The organism is Methanoculleus sp. UBA374, assembly GCA_002508705.1.
Classification (GTDB): domain Archaea; phylum Halobacteriota; class Methanomicrobia; order Methanomicrobiales; family Methanoculleaceae; genus Methanoculleus; species Methanoculleus palmolei.
On sequence record DAYL01000019.1, the window covers coordinates 135857 to 153317 of the forward strand.

Sequence of the window (17461 nt, forward strand, 5' to 3'; positions counted from 1 at the left end):
ATTGATCGTTGCAGGGCAGGTTACAGCCCCAGGTCGGAGAGCCCGGGATGATCGTCGGGCCGTCGCCCGAGCGGCCAGTGATACTTCCGTTCTCCCTCGGTGATCGGCAGGTCGTTGATGCTGGCATGACGGGTGCGCATCAACCCCTGCGGATCGAACTCCCAGTTTTCGTTTCCGTAGGAACGGAACCAGTTCCCGGAATCATCATGCCACTCATACGCGAACCGTACCGCGATACGCGCCTCGTGAAACGCCCAGACCTCCTTGATCAGACGGTAGTCGAGTTCCTTTGCCCATTTCCGTTTCAGAAACTCGACGATCTCCTCGCGGCCGTTCACGAACTCGGCCCGGTTGCGCCAGGCGCTGTCGACGCTGTACGCAAGCGAGACCCGTCCGGGATCGCGCGAATTCCAGGCATCTTCAGCCATACGAACCTTCTGCACGGCCGTCTCGTAGGTGAACGGTGGTAAGGGGGGCGACTCTGTTCGGTCATACAGGTATCCACGCCCCGTGAGATGATAAGGGTATGGCCGACCGCTTCGGGGCCGACGATATCGATACGAGAGATCTCGCCTGCAAACCTCGCGGTGAAGGTTGAATTCCCTGAGAGCGAGCAGAAGCGGTCTTCCGCGCGTATGCCGGATGAAAAAGAGACCGATGCCATCCGGGGGGAGAACCCGCCGTAACTCTACGACTGAAGCGCGGTGCAGAAGAGGAGAACGTCCCGGCCGGGATTCGAACCCGGGTCGAAAGCTCCGGAGGCTTTCAGGATATCCACTACCCTACCGAGACAACCATATCATATAATCCTGTATGATATAAAAGGCCAGCGGCAGGAGGAAGGGTTTCACGCCCTCCTCGATTCGTAGAGGTGCCAGATCTTGCACGCCCCTTCGTGGCTGACCATGCAGGGGCCGACAGGGGTCCGCGGAGTGCAGGCCTTCCCGAAGAGTTTGCAGTCCGAGGGTCGGGCGACGCCGCGCAACACTTGATCGCAGATGCAGGCAGAGTGCTTGTCCACGTGCCGGATCGTGATTCCATACTTCTTCTGCGCATCGTAGTCCTCGAACTCCGGTTTCAAGCGGAGGCCCGAAGCCGGGATCACGGGAAACCCGCGCCACTCGACGTCGAACGGCTCGAAGACTTCGTACATCAGGCGTTTTGCCTTGACGTTCCCTTCCCGGGTGACCACGCGCGGGTAGGCGTTCTCGACCCGGTGCACCCCCTCGCGGACCTGTCGCACCGCCATGAGGAGGCCGAGGAGGACATCCTCGGGTTCGAACCCCGCGACCACCTGCGGGACCGGGAACCGCTCGTACTCCTCATAGCCCATCACCGCGCAGACGTGCCCCGGGAGGATGAACCCGTCAAGCGGCGCCTCCCCCTGGGCGAGGAGCCACTCCATCGCAGGCGGGACAAGCCGGTGGCAGGAGAGGATGGAGAAGTTCTCCGGCGGACGGGAGAGGATCGTGGCGGCGACCGTCGGCGCGGTGGTCTCGAATCCGACCGAGACGAAGACAATCTCCCGGTCGGGCTCCCGTCGGGCGATCTCCACCGCCTTATGGACGCCCTGCACCACCCGAATATCCCCGCCGCTCGACTCAAGCGAACCCTTCGATCCCGGGACCCGCAGCAGGTCGCCGTAGGTGGCGATGGTGCAGCCGCGCTCCACCAGGTCGAGCGCGGCGTCGATCTCGCCCTGCGGCGTGATACAGACCGGACAGCCCGGCCCCATCACGATCTTGAGCCCCTCCGGAAGGACGCTCCGGAGCCCTGAGCGTGCGATCGCCGCCTCGTGGGTGCCGCAGATGTGCATGAGCGTGATCTCCCGGTCGACGAGAGAATGAAGCGTCTTTACTATGTCTTTACCGACCGCCATGAATTCTCATATAGATCTCTCGCCGGTACGGCATATTCGTGCCGGTTACAACTCGGACCGCCGATAAAAGACTCCCCTCTCTTCCCGCACGGGCTCGACCAGGCCCCGGGCCTCAAGGACCCGCAGGCATTTCGCAACCTCTGCCGGGCGAAGGCGGAGGAGGGCGCCGAGATCGTCAAACGTGCAGGGTCGGCGCCGGATGGCCGCAAGGATGGTCTCGACGGCGTCCCCGAACCCCGGCATCGGCATCCGGTTCGTGTGCGACGCCCCGATCACCTCCGCCTTCCCGGCGAGCATCGATGCGATCCGCTCGAGGGCCCGCGGCGATGCCGGTCTCACCCGGATATCGGTGCCGGGGCGGTCGAGGGTGTTCACCTGGACGCGGTCGGGACCGATGGCGGCGACGGCGTCCCTCAGGCGGAGGACCTCTTCATCCGTATCGTTTTTACCCGGGACGATGAACACCTCGAGCCAGGCCTCTCCGGGAAACTCCCGGACGAAGGCAACGAGCCCCGCAAGCACCCGTCCGGCGGTGACGCCCGGGCAGGGGCGGTCGATTTGCCGGAAGAGATCTTCGGATACCGCATCGAGCGACGGAACCACGAGGTCCGCCTGCATAAGGGAGGCCCGGACCTCCGGGTCGGGGAGGAGTGCGCTTCCCGTCAGGACCGCGACCCGATAGCGGGGGTACCGGTCCTTCAGGAACGAGATGATCCTGCCGATCCCGGTGTGAAGCGTCGGTTCTCCGGAGCCGGCGAACGTGACGTAGTCGAGGTTCGGCCCGGTCGTGAGATAATCGTCGAGCTCCGCGATGACCCCGTCGGTCGGGACGTACTCGCGCCGCTCGCAGGTGCGATTGGTCGTCCGCCCGCACTCGCAGTAGACGCAGTCGAAGGTGCAGGTCTTCTGCGGCACCAGGTCGATCCCGAGCGAGACGCCCAGGCGCCGGGAGAGGACCGGTCCGAAGAGGTAGTGGTACGCCATGGAAGAAGTATCGGTTGGGCACGAGGTATCTTCAGCATTTACCTGGCGGCAACCCGATCTCACGTCTCGGCGATCTTGAGCATCTTCTTGCAGAAGTGGTCGATCGAGGTGAAGACCGCCCGGTTGGAGGCGTCCTGGGCTTCCCGGATATCGGTGGTGAGGAACCGGAGCAGGTCTGAGTAGTAGTCCAGCGAAGGGTATTTCCTGCGGAACTCGTCAAGACAGCGGTTTGCCGGTCCCGATTTCCGCCGGAAGAAGGCATATGCGTAGTCGATGAGGCAGAGGACATGGCCCGGCATCTTCTTCTCTTCGGCAAGTTTCCGGAACTCGCCGAATTCCCCTCCGCGGGGGAGGTAAAGGGCGGTCCGGAGGCCGTAGTAGACCGGCTCGGGGTCGTCGGGAAAACGCTGGAGCATATCGCGGATGAGGCCCATAGCATCGGCGAGGTCGCCCTGCTCGAACTTGAGATGGTAAGCCTCTCGATAAAAGAGCATATCGACGGGGAACCGGACGAGGCCGATCTGCAACATCTTTACGAGCGCCACGTCGTTGTTGTCCTGTTTTGCCCTTGCCATACCGGTCTCGAGGAACCAGCGGTTATCCGGCATCCATTCGGTCGCAAGGAAGATCATCACCCAGAACGGTTCGGCAAGCCATGGGTCCTGCTCGAGTTCTCCCCTGGCCAACCGCCGGAGACCCGGCTGCAGCTGTCCGAGTTCCTCCATATACTGGCGTGCGGCTTTCAGGTAGTTCCACCGTTCCGCGGCGGAATAGCCGGACTCGGTCGACCCTTCCTTATACAGGGTGTAGTAGCAGTAGGCATACCAGCATCCTACGGCGGCGTCGTGTTTGCGGTACGGCTGGAGGTAGACCGCCGCCGCGAGCGGCATCCCGATCTTCATCAGTTTGACGGCGGCCGCAAGATAGACGCCGGCTTTCCTCTCCTTCTTTCGTTTCATCCCGCAGGCGATATCGCAGACACGGTTCACGAACTTCGTGTCCCCGGCCCGCTTGCTGACGTCCAAGACCCGAAATACGATTGCATCAATGAACTCGTCGTACATCTGGTCGGTGATGGGGACGTCTGCACGGTCAAGGATCGTAACGATCTTGCCGAAGAATGAGGGGAAATTCTCATCGATGGCTTCGGTATTGGACTCGATGTAAGAGAATATCTCAGCCTTGGATCTCTCAAGGCGGTCCGAGACGATAACCTCCGGGAGGAAGCCGCCAACCATAGTTATCTCTATGTGGCTCTGGTGGCATAAACCATGCGACTGGATCCCTTTTACTGCCGACATGGCGGCGAGGGGCCGCCCCCGGCCGATCAGGCGCGTTGGCAGGAGTGTCGATTCCGAACTTATTTATCGTCCCGGTCGGAACATTCTCTATGTTTGGCATCTCCACTTACTGCCTTCACCGTGAGCCGCTCTCTACGGCACTTGAGACGCTCGCTTCCGTAACCGATTGCGTGGAGGTGATGGATGAAGGGCTGCACTTCCTTGAGAGTGCAGAGCCGCTGCAGAGTTATTCGTATCGCTACTTCATCCATGCGCCGTCCCGGGGGGTCAACATCGCAAGCATCCTCGAGCCCATCCGACGGGCGAGCATCGAGGTCCTGACAGGGGCGTTCGCCATCGCCGCGGAGGTCGGGGCGGACGTGGTCGTCCACCCGGGCTACTATGCGTGGAGCGAGGAACGAGCGCGGGCAACGGAAAGGTTTCAGCAGTCGCTCGCCGAACTGGCGACGGCGGCCGAAGACCTTTCGGTCACGTTCTTTGTGGAGAACATGGGGAACTGGGAGTACTTCTTCCTGCGCTCCTGCGAAGACCTGCCGCTCATCGACGGGCTCGGGCTTGCGCTCGATGTCGGCCACGCGAACCTGAACGGGTGCCTGGACTGCTTCCTCGCCCATCCGGCGGCGCACTTCCATCTGCACGACAACGACGGCACCGAAGACACGCATTCCCCGGTCGGGGCCGGGACGATCGATTTTTCGGCCGTGATGGATGCCGTGCACCGGAACAGGGTCACTCCTATCGCCGAGGTGGAGACTCTTGACGGGGTTATCGCCAGTATCTCCGCGCTGGAGGCGATCAGCGCTGCTGTGCGGGGAGAATAGGGACGGCTCCTATCCGGTTCTTCCTCCGGGTTCGGCCGTAACCTTTTATAAGGTAAACCTCCAACATAGGTGGTGCGTCATGCCTCAGTGGCTCAGCCGGTAGAGCGCGTCCTTGGTAAGGACGAGGTCGCGAGTTCAAATCTCGCCTGAGGCTCTAAGAACCTAAGTTCTTAATCCCTTCTAAAAAATAAGCCCGTAGCGCCGAGATTTTCACATCGGTTTTGAACAGCGCGATTCCTACCGTGCGCATCGGGAAACCGACACGGCGCGGGGTCGCTGCTCCTCGGGTGCAGGAGTATACAGGGTCTGAAAAAGAGAGTAGAGGTTACGCCTTCACCGGCGCGGCGATCAGCTGAACCAGAGCGTCCCACGCCTCCGGCTGCTCCTCACGGAACCGGGCGAGCGATGCCCGGAAGTGCGGGTCGTCCGGGGTCGTGCCGGCATCTTTTGCAAGCATCCTCTCCAGGAAGTCGCCGGGCGCCTCCTTCTTCTGCGGCATACCGCACACGGTGCAGAAGCGCCTCTCTCCCTCCAGGATGGCACCACACCGCGTGCAGGGCACCGGCTCCGGGGCGGCCGGGCCGGGGACGTCCGCCTCGTCGAAGACCGCCCGGATCGTCTGTGCAACCGCTGCCTTGTAGTGCTCCAGGGCTTTGCGGGAGTTGTGGCGCTCGTCGTCTGTCAGGTCGCTTTCGGCGAAGTCCAGGCACTCCAAGACCGCCGAAACAGTGGTTCCAAATTTGACGTTTGTCATGATATCGTCTCTTCTGTTGGTTTCCCCTTGACGGATGCCGCCGGGAGGCCTTGCACCTCCTCCGGACCGCGTGGTTACGGTCGGCGGTCTGCGTTCCAGTTCTCCAGGATGGCCACGACCTCCCGGACTTCCGCGCGAAGCGCCTTCGCCTCCGCGCGCAGGGTTTCCGCGTCCTCGACGGGGATCATGCAAACGACCTCACGAGGTCATGGTCGATCGACTTCGCCTGCTCCCGGTCCGCGTCGATGATCGGGGCCGGGGAGGAGAGCCTGGCGGCTGCCTGCTCCCCGGCGATCACCTTCTCCACGGCCTTGAGCGGAGCAGTCATGAGCCGCGCCTCGATCTTCACGTTCACCGCCTTACCGGACCGGGAGATCCGGGCGGTGCCGGCGTAGCCGATGAAGACATCGCGGCCGGGGCGTTCCTGCACGAACTGAACATCTACCACGCGGCCGTTTAGCATCTTCGGAACGTCCGCGGCGGCGATCACGAGTGTTCCGAGTTTCCAGCCATCTACGACCACGCGAAGGGCGCCGTGGTCCTTCTGAATCTTTCCAACGGGCTTGAACATGCTGTCTCACCTACGTTATAACATTGTTTTAACATGCAAAGGTATATACTTTTCCCTAACAATGTTATAACATGGAGAAGTTCACCGTGACCGTGAGCGGTTACGAGCAGGTCGAGAAGACGGCGGTTAAAGTCGGCAACGGTGCCGGGGTCCTCGTGCCTCGACGGTGGTTAGGTCGTCGGGTTCACTGCATCCTCCTCGACGAGGGAGAGGTCGAGCAGGATGATAACACCAAATAATCTCTTTTGCACGCCTTCATATCGTCGATTTCCCGGCCTCTCTTCTGCCGTAGGTGTAAGGTGTCATGGTGAGGGGAGATCGCCGGAATACGGCGCGATGTGAAGGCACGTTTACGGCCCGGGACAACGCCGTATAAAAAGAGTTGGAAGAGTTGGACGTACCCGGCACCCATGAGCCGGATGCGCCCGTGCTCACAACACCCCGGCGAGGCGTAGCATGTCGTCTCGTTCCGGTAAGTATCGCTCAATCAGCCCGGCATCGACCATACAAGATGTCGCGTTTGGAGACGGTTTCCCAAGTTCGGTGGTAAGGCTAATTCCACGCTGAGCGATGTTATCGACAATCAGTGCCGCCTGAAACATGCGCCCGTTCATCAGAAGATCCTCTGAGTTATCCATATTGCGGCGGGCCTCGCCTAGGTGTTGTTTTGCCCTTTCCACGTGTTCGGCGGATTCGACAAACTTTTCGTGCGCGTACATGATACCAGCTGGATCGCTGGAGTACACAACAAATTTCCCATCAACGAACTCGGAATCAATATTTGTTATATTCCCTAATCCGGCATTCTGAGCATTAACCGCTGCACGGAGTTCTCTAACGGCGGCATCCGTCGCCGTCTCGGCGGGAGTACTCACACACCCGACCGTCACCACAATGAGTAGGATTGCCCCGATCGTCACAAGAGCTCGCGCGGGGGTCCAGAAAGAGGGTTCTGCGTCAGTCATGAGAGGGAATAGGGGATATGGGTATATATAGAACAAGGATCTATTCGGCCGGGGGCATTTTCGGCAACCCGATCACTCCTCCCCGGCGGCGGCCTTCTCCAGGAGGTGCCGGAGCGCCGCGTCATATGACGGCAGCCGGAGCTTATGCTTCAGCGCCCATATGGCGGTGAAGGTGTCGTGTTGAACCGGGATCGTCCTCCGCGCCCGCTTCGGACTGCCGGAGGGGGTTCATCGGCCGCACCCGGGGAGAAGGAGAGGGGAAAAACCCCGCGCACCGGGGCATCTCGGAAGAGGTGCAGTTGGCTCCCAGGTGGCGGGGCGATCTCGATCGTTTTCATGGTTGTAGAGCAGGGTGCTCTTCCGGTCCGATGTCGTTCTCTCCGGGGCGGTCTTGCCACGGGAATGTTTGGGCAAAAGGTGCAATTTGCAACTTCACTAGCAGGAAGTCAGGATCGTCGCAGTTCAAGCAATAGAGTTGGTATGCCAGCATGCTAGCTATTCCACGATCAACGCGGGTGCGACGGGTTCCACACCATAGGGGCCACGCTGATTTCTCGAAGTGCGCTCCCCGTAGATCTGCATCCCGGAAGTCTACTCCCACGATCTCTGCTCTCCGGAAATCCGCACCGCGAAGATCCGATCCGTTGAAGTTGCACCGGAATAGGTCGGCTCTCCAAAAATCTGCGTTTTTGACATCCGCCTCCCGGACAAGTGTATGCCGGAGCTTCGCCCGGGTGAAGATAGTTCCTCGGGCCGCAATTTTGTCAAGCAGGGCACGGGAGAGGTTCGCCTCCCGAAACGTCGCTCCCGTGAGGTTGGCACGAGTCAGGATCGCGCCTTCCAGGTTGCACCCGTCCAGGTTCGCTTCCGGGAGATACCCTCTGTAGAAGATCGCTCCCTGTAGATCCGCACCGTGGAGATCTGCACCTCGGAGGGGTATTAGTCCCATACTCGCGCCACGGAGATCAACACCATCGGGGTTATCCGCTCCTCGGACAATGCCAGAGAGATCCGCGTCGGTCAAGTCGGCACGAACACCGGCCGGGTCGTTGCGGACCCATGCCGCATGGAGACGTAATATCTCCTTCAGTTGGTCCGGGGTTATTTCGGCCATATTACATCACCTCTACGCTCATACGGGCGATATCGAGACTGGCTCGTCGAACACTACGATGTCATCGCCGGTCTGCTGGCTATAATACCACGTCGCCGCCCATACTGCCATTCCTACGGAGAGCACGAGGTCGTCGTGGTCGCCTTCCCGCCATGCCTCATAACTGTCATGTGCGGTTTTCAGGTTCACCTTGACCTTGAACGCCAGGAGCTCATTGATCAGGGTTTCCGCGTCCGGGAGTGCTGCCGCGATCTTGAGCCGCTTGTTTTGCAGCGATACCGCCAGTTCCCCCACAATGTCACGCTTCGGGACCCGGAAGTATGGGCCGTCCCGGTTCACGGTGTCCCCGCCTGTGATGGTGACACAGACGGGCGCCAGCCCTTCCAGAAAGAGCATGTCGGTCACCGCCCGCCCCACCCCGGTGTTATCGACGATCAGGTCTGTGCCGGGCGGGAGACGTGCCATAATCTCCTTCACGCGGGCGACCTGCGTGGGGTAGGGTGTCCCGATCGGGAGCCGTTCCAGGTGCCGGACATGGTGCGTGAGCGGGATGCTCTCGAACGTCGTATCTACTGTCCGAAGGCGTCGGGTCTCGGGATCGCGGTCTTCGTGCTGTACGGTGTATGGCGTCGGGCGAACCTCGATCGCGCTGATCGCGGTGTAGTCGGCCGCCTGCCCTAAATCCAGTCCTACAAAGTATCTCGTCATTCGGTTGCCTCGTCAAAGAGCGGGAAAACATCGTCGTCGAGTCCGGCGGCGGTCCTCGTCGTCGGCGGGGCGAAGAGCGGGGATACGTCCTCGGAGACCGCGCCCATCACGTCGTCGTAGCGGAATACGCTATCCGTCGCCTGCCGGAACTCGCACATGTACTCTTGTTCAAACCACCAATCCCCGATCGCCCGTCGTTCCTGCTCCAGGAACTCCGGAGTTATCCGCGGGCACCGGGGCGCGGGGATCTTGATCCGCTGCCAGTCGTCGCCGCCTTCGGTCCATGCCTCGAAGAAGTGCCCGCGCTTGCCGAACGGGGTACTCATCAGGATCAGCCGCCCGCCGCTGACGGCAAGCATCGGTCGGATGGAATAGTACAGCGCGTCGGGGACCCGGGCGGCCTCGTCCTCAATCACGAGGTCGGGCGCACTGAATCCGCGGATCGTGGCTTCGGTGCCGGGGAGGGAGACCACTCTCGATCCGTTCTCCAGCGCAAACGAGAGCTTGTTGTCTTCCGTCAGCCGGGGGCGGTCGTCCAGGGCATCCAGGAACCCGGTCACTTTCTTGAACAGTTCACTTGACTGCCGGAGCGACGGGCTCACGAGGGGCACGAGGCTGCCGGGCCGGAAGAGCGCCGTGTGGAGCGCCACGATCGCGGTGGTGGTGCTCTTCCCGGCCTGCCTGGAGCAGTTGAGGAGCAGGCGGTTTGCCGGGGAGAGGAGGACCTCGACCTGCCAGGGGTCCGGCTCGAAGTCGAGTTGTTCCCGGGCGAAGGCCACGGGGTCTATGAGGTGTCGAAGAGGGGCGGTGGTCACGGGTCTTCGACCTCCTTTAGCGCCTCTGCGAGCCGGACCCGGATGTCTGGATACGGCTGAAGTTCGCGGAAGATGACCGCCTGGATCTTCAACCACTGTGGGGCTTGATAGATGTTGATCGTCGTCCCATCGCCCGGGAGATCCCCGGCGATCTGGAGTAACGGCTTTGCCAGGTCGCCGGCCGTCTTCCACAGATACGCCATCCTCCGGTCGTCCCCTTCCTCCTCGGCTCGGTTCGCTGCACGGGCGAGCGAATCGAATCCTCTCGACAACTCCTTGAGCATCTTTGCGGTGCCGGAGACGGCCTTCTGTCGCTCTGCATCGACAATTGCCGCCGAGATGTGTTTCTTATGGCGGCCGATCGCGGCTTCGGAAACGTCGAATCTCTGCGATATGCTCCGGTATTTTTCGCCTGAAACGATCGCTTGATCTATCTCGTCCCGCCGCGGGTGGGTGCAGATGCTACACCGTCGGGCCATTATCGCCTGCTCCTCCGGTCGTCGTCTCGCTTGATGCACTTTCTCAGGGCGGCCGCCTCCGCTCGATACTTCGCCGCCTGCCGGGGCTGCCGGTGGTAATCGTGGAGCCCGGCAAGCTGATCGAGCGCGTCGGCTACGAGATCCATCTCGGGGCACTGTGCGACGAACGCATCCCAGAGTAGCAGGATGCCATCCGCGCCGGTGAACCGGGACCGGAGGTAGCGCCGGGCGTTGTCCCTGCACGAGGAGGTCATAGTCGCACCTCTGCGAGACCGGCCGCCTGCCGTTTCAGGTGGTTGTAGTGGTGACTGCAAAGCGGCCAGTCGCCGTCTTTGTTCACCCACTCCGGCTGGTTGCCGCAGCCTTTGACGCTGCACCGGGCGCCTTTCCTCTCCAGCCCGCCGTGCCAGGTGTAGGTGTTGATAGTAGCGAACACAGACGGCGGGACATCCTCTCCTGACACGCCTGACACGTTTGCCGTAACTTTTTCTCGCGCGTGTATACGTGAAAAAGTTTGGGCAAACGTGTCAGTCGTGTCAGTGCCGGGTGTGGGGTGATCAGAGAGTTTGGTCTGTTCCTCAATGGTGTGGCATCCGTTATCCAATTCGGCCTCGCTCTTGAGCCGGATTCCGATCCAGTATCGGTTGTTTCCGTCGCTATAGTCATCAAACAAAGTTTTCATAAAACTACCAAACTTGGTTTGAGACAGCGTTCTCCACCCGGCAGCCTCGCACCACGAGAGATATGCGCCATAGAGATCGGACTTCCCGACCCGCTCCTGGGGACCGACCACACAAGCCTCTGTGACAAATCGCCCGACGGGGTTTGATGTGATCCGGTAATCCTGCATGGCCCGCCGCACGGCCGCCGGCTGGGTAAGTTTGCCCCGCTCTCGATATCGCCGGAGACCTTCGATCATCCAGTTGAGGATACCGGGGCCTTCCTGTTCGAACAAGACTTTCCCGTACTCCGGTTGTCGTTTCTCTGGCGGGATAACGGCGACGAACGGGAAGAGCCATATCCGCCGCCAGATGCCGTTATCGGTGCCTTTGATCTTCGGCAGGTGGTTCGTTGCCAGGAAGATTTTTGCACCGGGCACAAACTCGACGGGTTTGCCGTACAGCGGCCTCGCAGTAACTGCATGGTCCCCGGTCAGGCTCTTGATCAGCGATTCCGAAAGGATAGCGTCCTGCTCCGGTTCGGTGCAGGTCACGAACCGCGCGCCTTTGAGCCTGAGAACGTCCGGGCGAGCGCGGCCGACGTCATCGTGCCGGGACTGCATCAGCGTGCTGCTCTCGATATTCACCGCATAGTCGTTCAGTATGAGGGCGATCGCCTTCAACGTCTCCGACTTCCCGTTTTTACCCGAACCCCACAGGATACTCATGAGTTGCTCGGGGTTGTATTGCAGGAGCGAGTATCCCATCATGTCCTGAAATCCGGTGATCACCTCCTCGTCGCCGGCGAACACTGTGTGCAGGTGGTCGAGCCAGAGAGGGCATGTCGCTTCGGGGTCATACCGCACGCCGGCGATTTTCGTAAGAAGGTCCTCGCGCCTGTGCTCCCGGAACTCGAACGTCTCCAGGTCGAGGGTGCCGTTCTGGCAGTTGAACAGGTTTTCGCGCGCATCCATCTCGTCGGCGCGGACGGGGACCATATGCACAGCGCCGTCAATCATCGCGCGTCGTGCCACGAGCGAACCCGATTTGATCGCCCACTTTGCGACGGTTTCGCTGTTCGGTGCTGTCGCCGCTTCGAGGAAGATCGCCTTAGCCGTCCTCGTTGCAAGGTCGAGCATCCGGTTCGTCTCGTCCTGCTCCCACCGCCGGCCGTCCCACACGAACCACGTTTTCAACGTAGAGCAGTAACGGATGTCATCGCCGTACATCCTGATCAGGCGTTCGGAGTTCCCTATGTCCGTCAGCCCGATCCCGGTGGTCAGGTCCTCCTGATCCGCGGACAGGATCTCATCGTTTCGGTCCCTTCGCGCACGTTCCTGGTAGACCTTCGCCATTTTAGTAAGGTGCTCGATCTCCTCGGGCGTCGGGCGGACCTCTTCCGGCAGCCGGGACCATCGTTTTGAGAGGTTGCTTGCGGCCTCAAGTCCTTTGTCGTGGCAGTAGACTGCGATACGGAACAGAACCCGCCGGGCCTGCTCCCGCCGCTCGTCGGCGGTCGCCTCGTCGGCCGAAGGTATGCCGCACTCTTTCGCGAGATCGCGCGATGATGCGGGGATGTTGTAGTAAAACCCGCCCCACCACGCCACGGTGCTGAGAGTATCTCCACCGGCGAGACCGATCGCGATCTTCTCGTCCGGGGAGAGGTTGTCCGTGGTCACGCCCGCACCGCCTCCCGCCGGGCCGCCTGCATCTTTCGCCGGTACTCCACACGCTTGAGGTATCGCTCCTCGGGCGGAAGGGCACCCATGCCGCCGCCCGGGCTCCAGGTCTCTCCCACGTGCTCCAGGGCCTTCGAGATCGTCCGCGTCGCGTAGTCGGTTCGGTCCCACTTCTCGCGGTAGAGTCCAGACTGCCGAACCAGGCGTTCCAGTTGCGCGGGGTCTTGACTGTAGAAGGCGAGGATGGTGCACAGGGCGAGATCCGCTTCAGAGTGCGATCCGTATCCGGACGTATCCCCGCGCCATAGGGCGTTGAACTTCGCGGCGTTCGCGGCGCTCTGGCACTTCTCGATGATCTCCGCGTCGGTTAGATCCGGGGCGGCTGTAGATCGTGGGGTCGGGGTCTTCGCCCGGGGCGCTTGCTGCATCTCCTTCGTCCGGCCGATCTTCTCGTAGATCGCCTCCAGGCTCCCGGGCGCCGGCTCGCGCACGTCATCGGGCGTGCCGGGGATGTGGTCGCCGGTGACGGTGAAGAACCGGCCACGGTCGTACATCTCCCATACTTCGCCCGCTGCCCGGCTCCTGTCGCCCGGTTTCGTCCCGTAGGTGATCACATGGGCGCCGGCCCTTGACGGGGAGAGCTCCGCGTAACTCTGCACGCTCGCGATCTCGTCGAGGACTCCGGGCGTCCACTCCCCGGTTTCAGGGTCCCGCACGTGATCGGCATCGAGCCCGAGCCAGCCGTCGCCCAGGACGAACCCGATCCCGCTGTAGTACTCCACCGCCCGGCACGCCTCTTCAAACGTCACCCAGGTTTCGCGGTCGGTGCTCTTTGCCTGTCCTTTTCCCGGAGTGTGAGGCACCTTCGTCTTCTTCCCATCGCGGACCTCATACTGCCAGACTACCCACCGCTTCGCCTCTCGCATCGCGGCGGGGATGGCGGCGTACCTGGTAGAGGTCGCGGGGCGGCTCGTTGGTGCCGGTGCCGATCTTGCCGGCGGTTGTGGCGCTGCTCCTTTCGGGGTGCGCTCGATCTTGAACCCCGAGGCTTTCGCCAGCGCGAGGGCGTCGTCAGTCACACAATCACCGCCGCGTCGTCAGGTCGTACCAAACCCATCCGCAAAAGTAGACATCCTCGATCGCACCGGATCCTACAAGGCCCGTTCGTCGTGCCATATGACCCGCAAAGCGTCCCGTCAGTATGGCACTCGGGCGGCAGGTCATCGATGAATAATTCCCCAATTATCGATGGCGTTTTATACTGCCTCGGAGATACAATAGTTATCGACATTCATTGCTCCCTGCTGATGCTGAGTGTCCTTTGAGCGTGCCTTCGCCGGGGCGCGCTCCGAATCCTTGTTCTCACCGTCTGCCAATTGCCAGCGCCCTTTCTCGATGAGCACCTCGGCGATCGCTTTATATATGCCGGGGAGGTGGTCGAGCGTTTCCTGGTCGATGACGAGACCGGGAGCGGGGGCGCTTTCAGGTGCCATCGCCCTGCACCCCCGTTGCTGTAATTACGAGTCTCCCACGTTCGAGAGAAATATCGACCGGGTCGCCCTCTTTGAGGCTGTTCTGCTTAACCCACGCGGCCGGTAGTGAGACATAATTCGATCCCCCTAACCGCTGGAGTTTCCTTGTAGCAACCCGCTCCATACCTATTCCTTAGAACTTGCGTATTTAAATAAATACTCATATAGGTATTTTTTGTTATTTTTGTTACTTATCTGTATAATCAATATTTGAATTAAGTATAAATATGAGTGAGGGTTATTCTATAGCATGAACGGGAGTGGGAAGAACAACCGAAGCTTAGAGAATAGACCCCTCAAAGGGGAGACGACTGGGTTCTTAACTGAAAAACGCCGAAAATTCCTTAAAACTCCGGTAGAGGAGCGCAAAGACGCGTTTGGTGAAGGTAATACCAACCAGTATAATATGAGAATCAAAGAGAGGGCCAAGCAAGCGGTGCGGGACCTCGCTCTAGTAGCATATGGGATGCCCGAGAAGGAAGTCCGAGAAATCTTTGACGTCGAAGATATGGATTTGTTGCTCCGATGGGTTGTATTGAAAATAGGGAGAGATAAAACCCCGCGTGCGGTCTACTTCCGGGCGTTATTGCAGGCAATTGAGGGAGCTCTAAATTATACTGCTGATGAACACCTTGAGCGGGTCAATATCGAAGTTTCACTCCGCCCCTACCTGAGTGAGACACTGATCGGACAGGTTGTACCCCCCGATTTTATACCTGAATAAGGTCTGTTGCCCAAAGACCCATCAAATCTTTACTCTCCTCTCGCCATCTTCGCCCGGGCCTCAAGCAAGATCGTCAACGCCTCCGGATCGTTCGGGTTCGCCACCACCGCTTCGGCGGCCTTGATAACCGTGTTCACAGTCTCCGCCGCCTCTATCGAGAGCGTCATTCCACACCGGGCGCAGAACCGGGAGCCCGGCGGCATGACGGTGTGACACTGGCTGCACTGCACCGGCTCCGGTGACTCGTTCGCCCGGTCGTTCTCCGGCAGTTCCACGCCGGCGAGCGCGGCGAAGGCGTTATCCACGTCTTCATCAACCAGATGACTATAACATGCGATCATCTGCGTGCTCTGGTTGCCCCAAAACGCTTTCTTTGCTAAGGTTTCCTGCATCCCGCCGCGGAGGGCGTGCGTTATCCTGCTGTGCCTGAACGAGTGCAGGGTGATCTTCTTCTCGATTCCAGCAGCCTTGGCGAAATTCGAGATCGCCTTCGCGAGCCCGCGGTACTGCATCGGCTCGCCGCGGCTCGTCAAGAATACAAAGTTATCGCCGGTTGGGTCGCCGGGGTATGAGCTCCGCCACTTGGCGAGGTATTCGCGGTAACTGATGATCGGCACTGTCCTGAGCCGGCCGGTCTTCTCACTGGTTCTGAGCTTCGCACCCCACTCGACGAAGGTAACATCCTTCCACTTCAGCGAAGCGACCTCGCCCGACCGGAGCCCGCCTTCGTACATCACGCTGATCAACGCCTTGTACTTGAGGCTCTTCGCCGCGTCGATCAGCTGCGAGACTTCCTCGCCCGTCAGGATGTTGTCTTCGGTCTTCGTCTGCGTGTTGTATTGTGGGTTCTTGATCTCTTTGATGACGTCTGCCGGGATCTCCACATATCCACGCTTCGCCAGCCAGAGGAAGAACCGCTTGCTAAACCGCACGTAGTCGGCGATCGTATTCTTCGCGTACGGCGTGCCGTCGTCCTTCTTCGCGTACCGCATGCGGTTGACGCCGGCGAGCAGGTCTGCTTTCTTCGTCTCCAGGAACGGCGGGAGGTAGCGCCGGCCCGCGATCAGGGTGTAGGTGGTCTTGAACTGTCGCCCGGGTGATAACTTGCTTGAACTCTCCGCCACATACTCCCGAATAAGCCCGGCGTCCTCCGGGGTTATCCGTCCATCCTCTTCCGCGGCCGTGAGGCTCTTCTCGGCGAATGCGAAGTACTCCTCCGCCGAGTGATGAAACCGCTCGTTCTCCATGAGTGATGATATGCGCCCGACCATTATAAAGACTACTATGGATTAAGAACTTCGTTTCTTTAAGCCCGCCTGAGGCTTAAATAACTGATATTCTTATTCCCTTCCTGAAACGGGGTTCGGAAAATCCTTAGACCGGCCTCTTTCCTGTACGCTGGGCTATCATGGAGTGCGTATACCGGTCTTTCTCTGAGGTCGTCCCAAAACACCTCAGCCGGGAGGGGGAAACCCAATCGCACCTAGCGGTGCTCATGCACCCGCCGTTCCGCCGGGCGCACCTCCCGATCCCTCACTCGAAGACCTCCGGTCTTCTCAAACTCCTGCCGTACCGGCAGTCGTTCCCCGCGTGGCGATACCCGGAGGGAAGCCGTGTCAGCAATTTGACACCAAAAATTGCTCAATTCCTCCCGAGGATGTGTCAAAATACTCTGAACGATATGAATCTTCAGCGCTAGACACTTCTGGGATGACTTCTCTATCTCTCCCTATTGGTTTACTTCAGAGGGTATCTAAAAACATCTACGAAGGTTCTGGCGGACGGGGGGAAGATCGGCCTTGCAGCGCGGCACCTGAGTGCATAAATAGCATCCTCTGTCGAGGGCGGTGGGATCGGTAGCTTCGTTTTAATGAAAACTGCATGCGGGTGCATGTTGCAGCCGGGCTTGCAGGTCCGGTCGGTTGCTCCGTGAAACGTCCGAGAGGGAGGCACGGTCATGATCCGGGTAGGGGTCAGGGTCCAACTGGCATGCTGGACCATGTGATTGTAATCACCGGAGACGTAGACCCGGCCCGGGATGGTTAAAGCAATATCATGTGCGTCGGGAAGCGCCGTGACGACGTCATCATCGGGGATATACTGCTTAAGACGCGCGGAGATGCCCGGATAGTAGGTGACCCGCCGGTGCCACGAGCATCGCTTTTCGATGGTTTTCTGCCGCCGGATACCCTAGTCCTCAAAAGGCATATGAAAATCTCCTCAACGTCGAGTTTCCCGTCCTAGGGCGTCCGGGAGCCGCCTATGGTACATTGGCTGGAGCCGGTCCCGGGTGACCATATTAAACAGGCAGGATACCTTTGCAGGGGAGCCCACAAACCGCCCGTTCCTGCTTCTTTCACGTATGCCACGTGTCCGTTCTTCAGAGCCCAGGTTCGCTCCAGGGAAAATTCTATACTGGTCTCAAATTTTCTTTCTGATGCAGCATCAGCCATCTTTTCCGAAGAGTTCCGGGTTC

The 17461-nt window shown here is 60.2% G+C and carries 21 protein-coding genes and 2 tRNA genes; 5 read left to right on the forward strand and 18 right to left on the reverse strand.

Going from position 1 to position 17461, the window contains the following annotated elements:
* Nucleotides 1–20: 20 nt before the first annotated feature.
* On the reverse strand, nt 21–428 hold the full coding sequence (locus BRA42_RS06360) for a DUF1348 family protein (protein ID WP_394339208.1): 408 nt from the start codon (nt 426–428) through the stop codon (nt 21–23).
* A gap of 87 nt (nt 429–515) precedes the next feature.
* On the opposite strand from BRA42_RS06360, the gene BRA42_RS06365 reads away from it, so the two are divergent.
* Complete coding sequence (locus BRA42_RS06365; RefSeq protein ID WP_342686040.1) at nt 516–686, forward strand: hypothetical protein; 171 nt, start codon at nt 516–518, stop codon at nt 684–686.
* A gap of 34 nt (nt 687–720) precedes the next feature.
* Here the strand turns inward: BRA42_RS06365 and BRA42_RS06370 are convergent.
* The 4 genes from BRA42_RS06370 to BRA42_RS06385 form a co-directional block, all read right to left on the reverse strand.
* Nucleotides 721–792, reverse strand: a tRNA-Arg gene (locus BRA42_RS06370).
* Between the two features lie 55 nt (nt 793–847).
* Complete coding sequence (gene hypD, locus BRA42_RS06375) at nt 848–1879, reverse strand: hydrogenase formation protein HypD (protein ID WP_292404950.1); 1032 nt, start codon at nt 1877–1879, stop codon at nt 848–850.
* Between the two features lie 45 nt (nt 1880–1924).
* Nucleotides 1925–2863 carry a radical SAM protein gene (locus BRA42_RS06380; protein WP_292404953.1) on the reverse strand — a complete coding sequence of 313 codons (939 nt, stop codon included), beginning with the start codon at nt 2861–2863 and terminating at the stop codon, nt 1925–1927.
* A gap of 59 nt (nt 2864–2922) precedes the next feature.
* A complete protein-coding gene (locus BRA42_RS06385) occupies nt 2923–4101 on the reverse strand; it encodes a hypothetical protein (RefSeq protein WP_292404956.1) in 1179 nt (392 codons plus the stop codon).
* Between the two features lie 152 nt (nt 4102–4253).
* Here BRA42_RS06385 and BRA42_RS06390 point away from each other — a divergent pair, with 152 nt between their 5' ends.
* Together BRA42_RS06390 and BRA42_RS06395 are read left to right on the forward strand one after the other, a co-directional pair.
* Nucleotides 4254–4985, forward strand: coding sequence for a sugar phosphate isomerase/epimerase family protein (locus BRA42_RS06390; RefSeq protein WP_342770576.1), 732 nt, complete (start codon nt 4254–4256; stop codon nt 4983–4985).
* A gap of 81 nt (nt 4986–5066) precedes the next feature.
* Nucleotides 5067–5139, forward strand: a tRNA-Thr gene (locus tag BRA42_RS06395).
* Nucleotides 5140–5310: 171 nt separating this feature from the next.
* On the opposite strand, the gene BRA42_RS06400 is transcribed toward BRA42_RS06395, so the two are convergent.
* Together BRA42_RS06400 and BRA42_RS06405 are read right to left on the reverse strand one after the other, a co-directional pair.
* Nucleotides 5311–5739, reverse strand: coding sequence for a hypothetical protein (locus BRA42_RS06400; protein WP_342770575.1), 429 nt, complete (start codon nt 5737–5739; stop codon nt 5311–5313).
* 184 nt (nt 5740–5923) lie between these two features.
* On the reverse strand, nt 5924–6310 hold the full coding sequence (locus BRA42_RS06405; RefSeq protein ID WP_342772103.1) for a hypothetical protein: 387 nt from the start codon (nt 6308–6310) through the stop codon (nt 5924–5926).
* Nucleotides 6311–6381: 71 nt separating this feature from the next.
* Here BRA42_RS06405 and BRA42_RS06410 point away from each other — a divergent pair, with 71 nt between their 5' ends.
* The gene (locus BRA42_RS06410) at nt 6382–6549 is read left to right on the forward strand and encodes a DUF2080 family transposase-associated protein (RefSeq protein ID WP_342770880.1); all 168 of its coding nucleotides are present in this window, start codon (nt 6382–6384) and stop codon (nt 6547–6549) included.
* A gap of 192 nt (nt 6550–6741) precedes the next feature.
* On the opposite strand, the gene BRA42_RS06415 is transcribed toward BRA42_RS06410, so the two are convergent.
* From BRA42_RS06415 to BRA42_RS06460, 10 genes are all read right to left on the reverse strand, one after another.
* Nucleotides 6742–7275 carry a hypothetical protein gene (locus BRA42_RS06415; protein ID WP_300237998.1) on the reverse strand — a complete coding sequence of 178 codons (534 nt, stop codon included), beginning with the start codon at nt 7273–7275 and terminating at the stop codon, nt 6742–6744.
* Between the two features lie 334 nt (nt 7276–7609).
* Nucleotides 7610–8389: a pentapeptide repeat-containing protein gene (locus BRA42_RS06420; RefSeq protein WP_214166764.1), complete on the reverse strand. Its 780-nt coding sequence runs from the start codon at nt 8387–8389 to the stop codon at nt 7610–7612.
* A gap of 18 nt (nt 8390–8407) precedes the next feature.
* Nucleotides 8408–9097: a hypothetical protein gene (locus BRA42_RS06425; RefSeq protein ID WP_342770881.1), complete on the reverse strand. Its 690-nt coding sequence runs from the start codon at nt 9095–9097 to the stop codon at nt 8408–8410.
* A complete protein-coding gene (locus BRA42_RS06430; protein WP_342770882.1) occupies nt 9094–9912 on the reverse strand; it encodes a terminase large subunit domain-containing protein in 819 nt (272 codons plus the stop codon). Before BRA42_RS06430 ends, BRA42_RS06425 begins: the two co-directional genes overlap by 4 nt.
* Entirely contained in the window at nt 9909–10391 is a 483-nt protein-coding gene (locus BRA42_RS06435; RefSeq protein ID WP_342770883.1) for a hypothetical protein, read from the reverse strand. Before BRA42_RS06435 ends, BRA42_RS06430 begins: the two co-directional genes overlap by 4 nt.
* Complete coding sequence (locus BRA42_RS06440) at nt 10391–10645, reverse strand: hypothetical protein (protein ID WP_342772104.1); 255 nt, start codon at nt 10643–10645, stop codon at nt 10391–10393. The genes BRA42_RS06435 and BRA42_RS06440 overlap by 1 nt, the downstream gene beginning before the upstream one ends.
* Nucleotides 10642–12729 (reverse strand): phage/plasmid primase, P4 family, encoded by a 2088-nt coding sequence (locus BRA42_RS06445; protein ID WP_342772105.1) that lies wholly within the window; start codon nt 12727–12729, stop codon nt 10642–10644. The genes BRA42_RS06440 and BRA42_RS06445 overlap by 4 nt, the downstream gene beginning before the upstream one ends.
* Nucleotides 12726–13808 carry a hypothetical protein gene (locus BRA42_RS06450; protein WP_342770464.1) on the reverse strand — a complete coding sequence of 361 codons (1083 nt, stop codon included), beginning with the start codon at nt 13806–13808 and terminating at the stop codon, nt 12726–12728. Before BRA42_RS06450 ends, BRA42_RS06445 begins: the two co-directional genes overlap by 4 nt.
* A 177-nt stretch (nt 13809–13985) precedes the next feature.
* Nucleotides 13986–14222: a hypothetical protein gene (locus BRA42_RS06455; RefSeq protein WP_342770465.1), complete on the reverse strand. Its 237-nt coding sequence runs from the start codon at nt 14220–14222 to the stop codon at nt 13986–13988.
* On the reverse strand, nt 14212–14385 hold the full coding sequence (locus tag BRA42_RS06460; protein ID WP_300237990.1) for an AbrB/MazE/SpoVT family DNA-binding domain-containing protein: 174 nt from the start codon (nt 14383–14385) through the stop codon (nt 14212–14214). The genes BRA42_RS06455 and BRA42_RS06460 overlap by 11 nt, the downstream gene beginning before the upstream one ends.
* Before the next feature lie 126 nt (nt 14386–14511).
* On the opposite strand from BRA42_RS06460, the gene BRA42_RS06465 reads away from it, so the two are divergent.
* Nucleotides 14512–14985 (forward strand): hypothetical protein, encoded by a 474-nt coding sequence (locus BRA42_RS06465; RefSeq protein ID WP_342770466.1) that lies wholly within the window; start codon nt 14512–14514, stop codon nt 14983–14985.
* 29 nt (nt 14986–15014) lie between these two features.
* Here BRA42_RS06465 and BRA42_RS06470 read toward each other — a convergent pair whose 3' ends face one another.
* Nucleotides 15015–16232: a site-specific integrase gene (locus BRA42_RS06470; protein ID WP_342770467.1), complete on the reverse strand. Its 1218-nt coding sequence runs from the start codon at nt 16230–16232 to the stop codon at nt 15015–15017.
* Nucleotides 16233–17461: the final 1229 nt, after the last annotated feature.

Bases quoted from the DNA above. Each gene is read 5' to 3' on its own strand.
- BRA42_RS06360 (WP_394339208.1), bottom strand. From the start codon at position 428: ATGGCTGAAGATGCCTGGAATTCGCGCGATCCCGGACGGGTCTCGCTT.
- BRA42_RS06365 (WP_342686040.1), top strand. From the start codon at position 516: ATGATAAGGGTATGGCCGACCGCTTCGGGGCCGACGATATCGATACGA.
- hypD (WP_292404950.1), bottom strand. From the start codon at position 1,879: ATGGCGGTCGGTAAAGACATAGTAAAGACGCTTCATTCTCTCGTCGAC.
- BRA42_RS06380 (WP_292404953.1), bottom strand. From the start codon at position 2,863: ATGGCGTACCACTACCTCTTCGGACCGGTCCTCTCCCGGCGCCTGGGC.
- BRA42_RS06385 (WP_292404956.1), bottom strand. From the start codon at position 4,101: ATGGTTGGCGGCTTCCTCCCGGAGGTTATCGTCTCGGACCGCCTTGAG.
- BRA42_RS06390 (WP_342770576.1), top strand. From the start codon at position 4,254: ATGTTTGGCATCTCCACTTACTGCCTTCACCGTGAGCCGCTCTCTACG.
- BRA42_RS06400 (WP_342770575.1), bottom strand. From the start codon at position 5,739: ATGACAAACGTCAAATTTGGAACCACTGTTTCGGCGGTCTTGGAGTGC.
- BRA42_RS06405 (WP_342772103.1), bottom strand. From the start codon at position 6,310: ATGTTCAAGCCCGTTGGAAAGATTCAGAAGGACCACGGCGCCCTTCGC.
- BRA42_RS06410 (WP_342770880.1), top strand. From the start codon at position 6,382: ATGGAGAAGTTCACCGTGACCGTGAGCGGTTACGAGCAGGTCGAGAAG.
- BRA42_RS06415 (WP_300237998.1), bottom strand. From the start codon at position 7,275: ATGACTGACGCAGAACCCTCTTTCTGGACCCCCGCGCGAGCTCTTGTG.
- BRA42_RS06420 (WP_214166764.1), bottom strand. From the start codon at position 8,389: ATGGCCGAAATAACCCCGGACCAACTGAAGGAGATATTACGTCTCCAT.
- BRA42_RS06425 (WP_342770881.1), bottom strand. From the start codon at position 9,097: ATGACGAGATACTTTGTAGGACTGGATTTAGGGCAGGCGGCCGACTAC.
- BRA42_RS06435 (WP_342770883.1), bottom strand. From the start codon at position 10,391: ATGGCCCGACGGTGTAGCATCTGCACCCACCCGCGGCGGGACGAGATA.
- BRA42_RS06440 (WP_342772104.1), bottom strand. From the start codon at position 10,645: ATGACCTCCTCGTGCAGGGACAACGCCCGGCGCTACCTCCGGTCCCGG.
- BRA42_RS06455 (WP_342770465.1), bottom strand. From the start codon at position 14,222: ATGGCACCTGAAAGCGCCCCCGCTCCCGGTCTCGTCATCGACCAGGAA.
- BRA42_RS06460 (WP_300237990.1), bottom strand. From the start codon at position 14,385: ATGGAGCGGGTTGCTACAAGGAAACTCCAGCGGTTAGGGGGATCGAAT.
- BRA42_RS06465 (WP_342770466.1), top strand. From the start codon at position 14,512: ATGAACGGGAGTGGGAAGAACAACCGAAGCTTAGAGAATAGACCCCTC.
- BRA42_RS06470 (WP_342770467.1), bottom strand. From the start codon at position 16,232: ATGGAGAACGAGCGGTTTCATCACTCGGCGGAGGAGTACTTCGCATTC.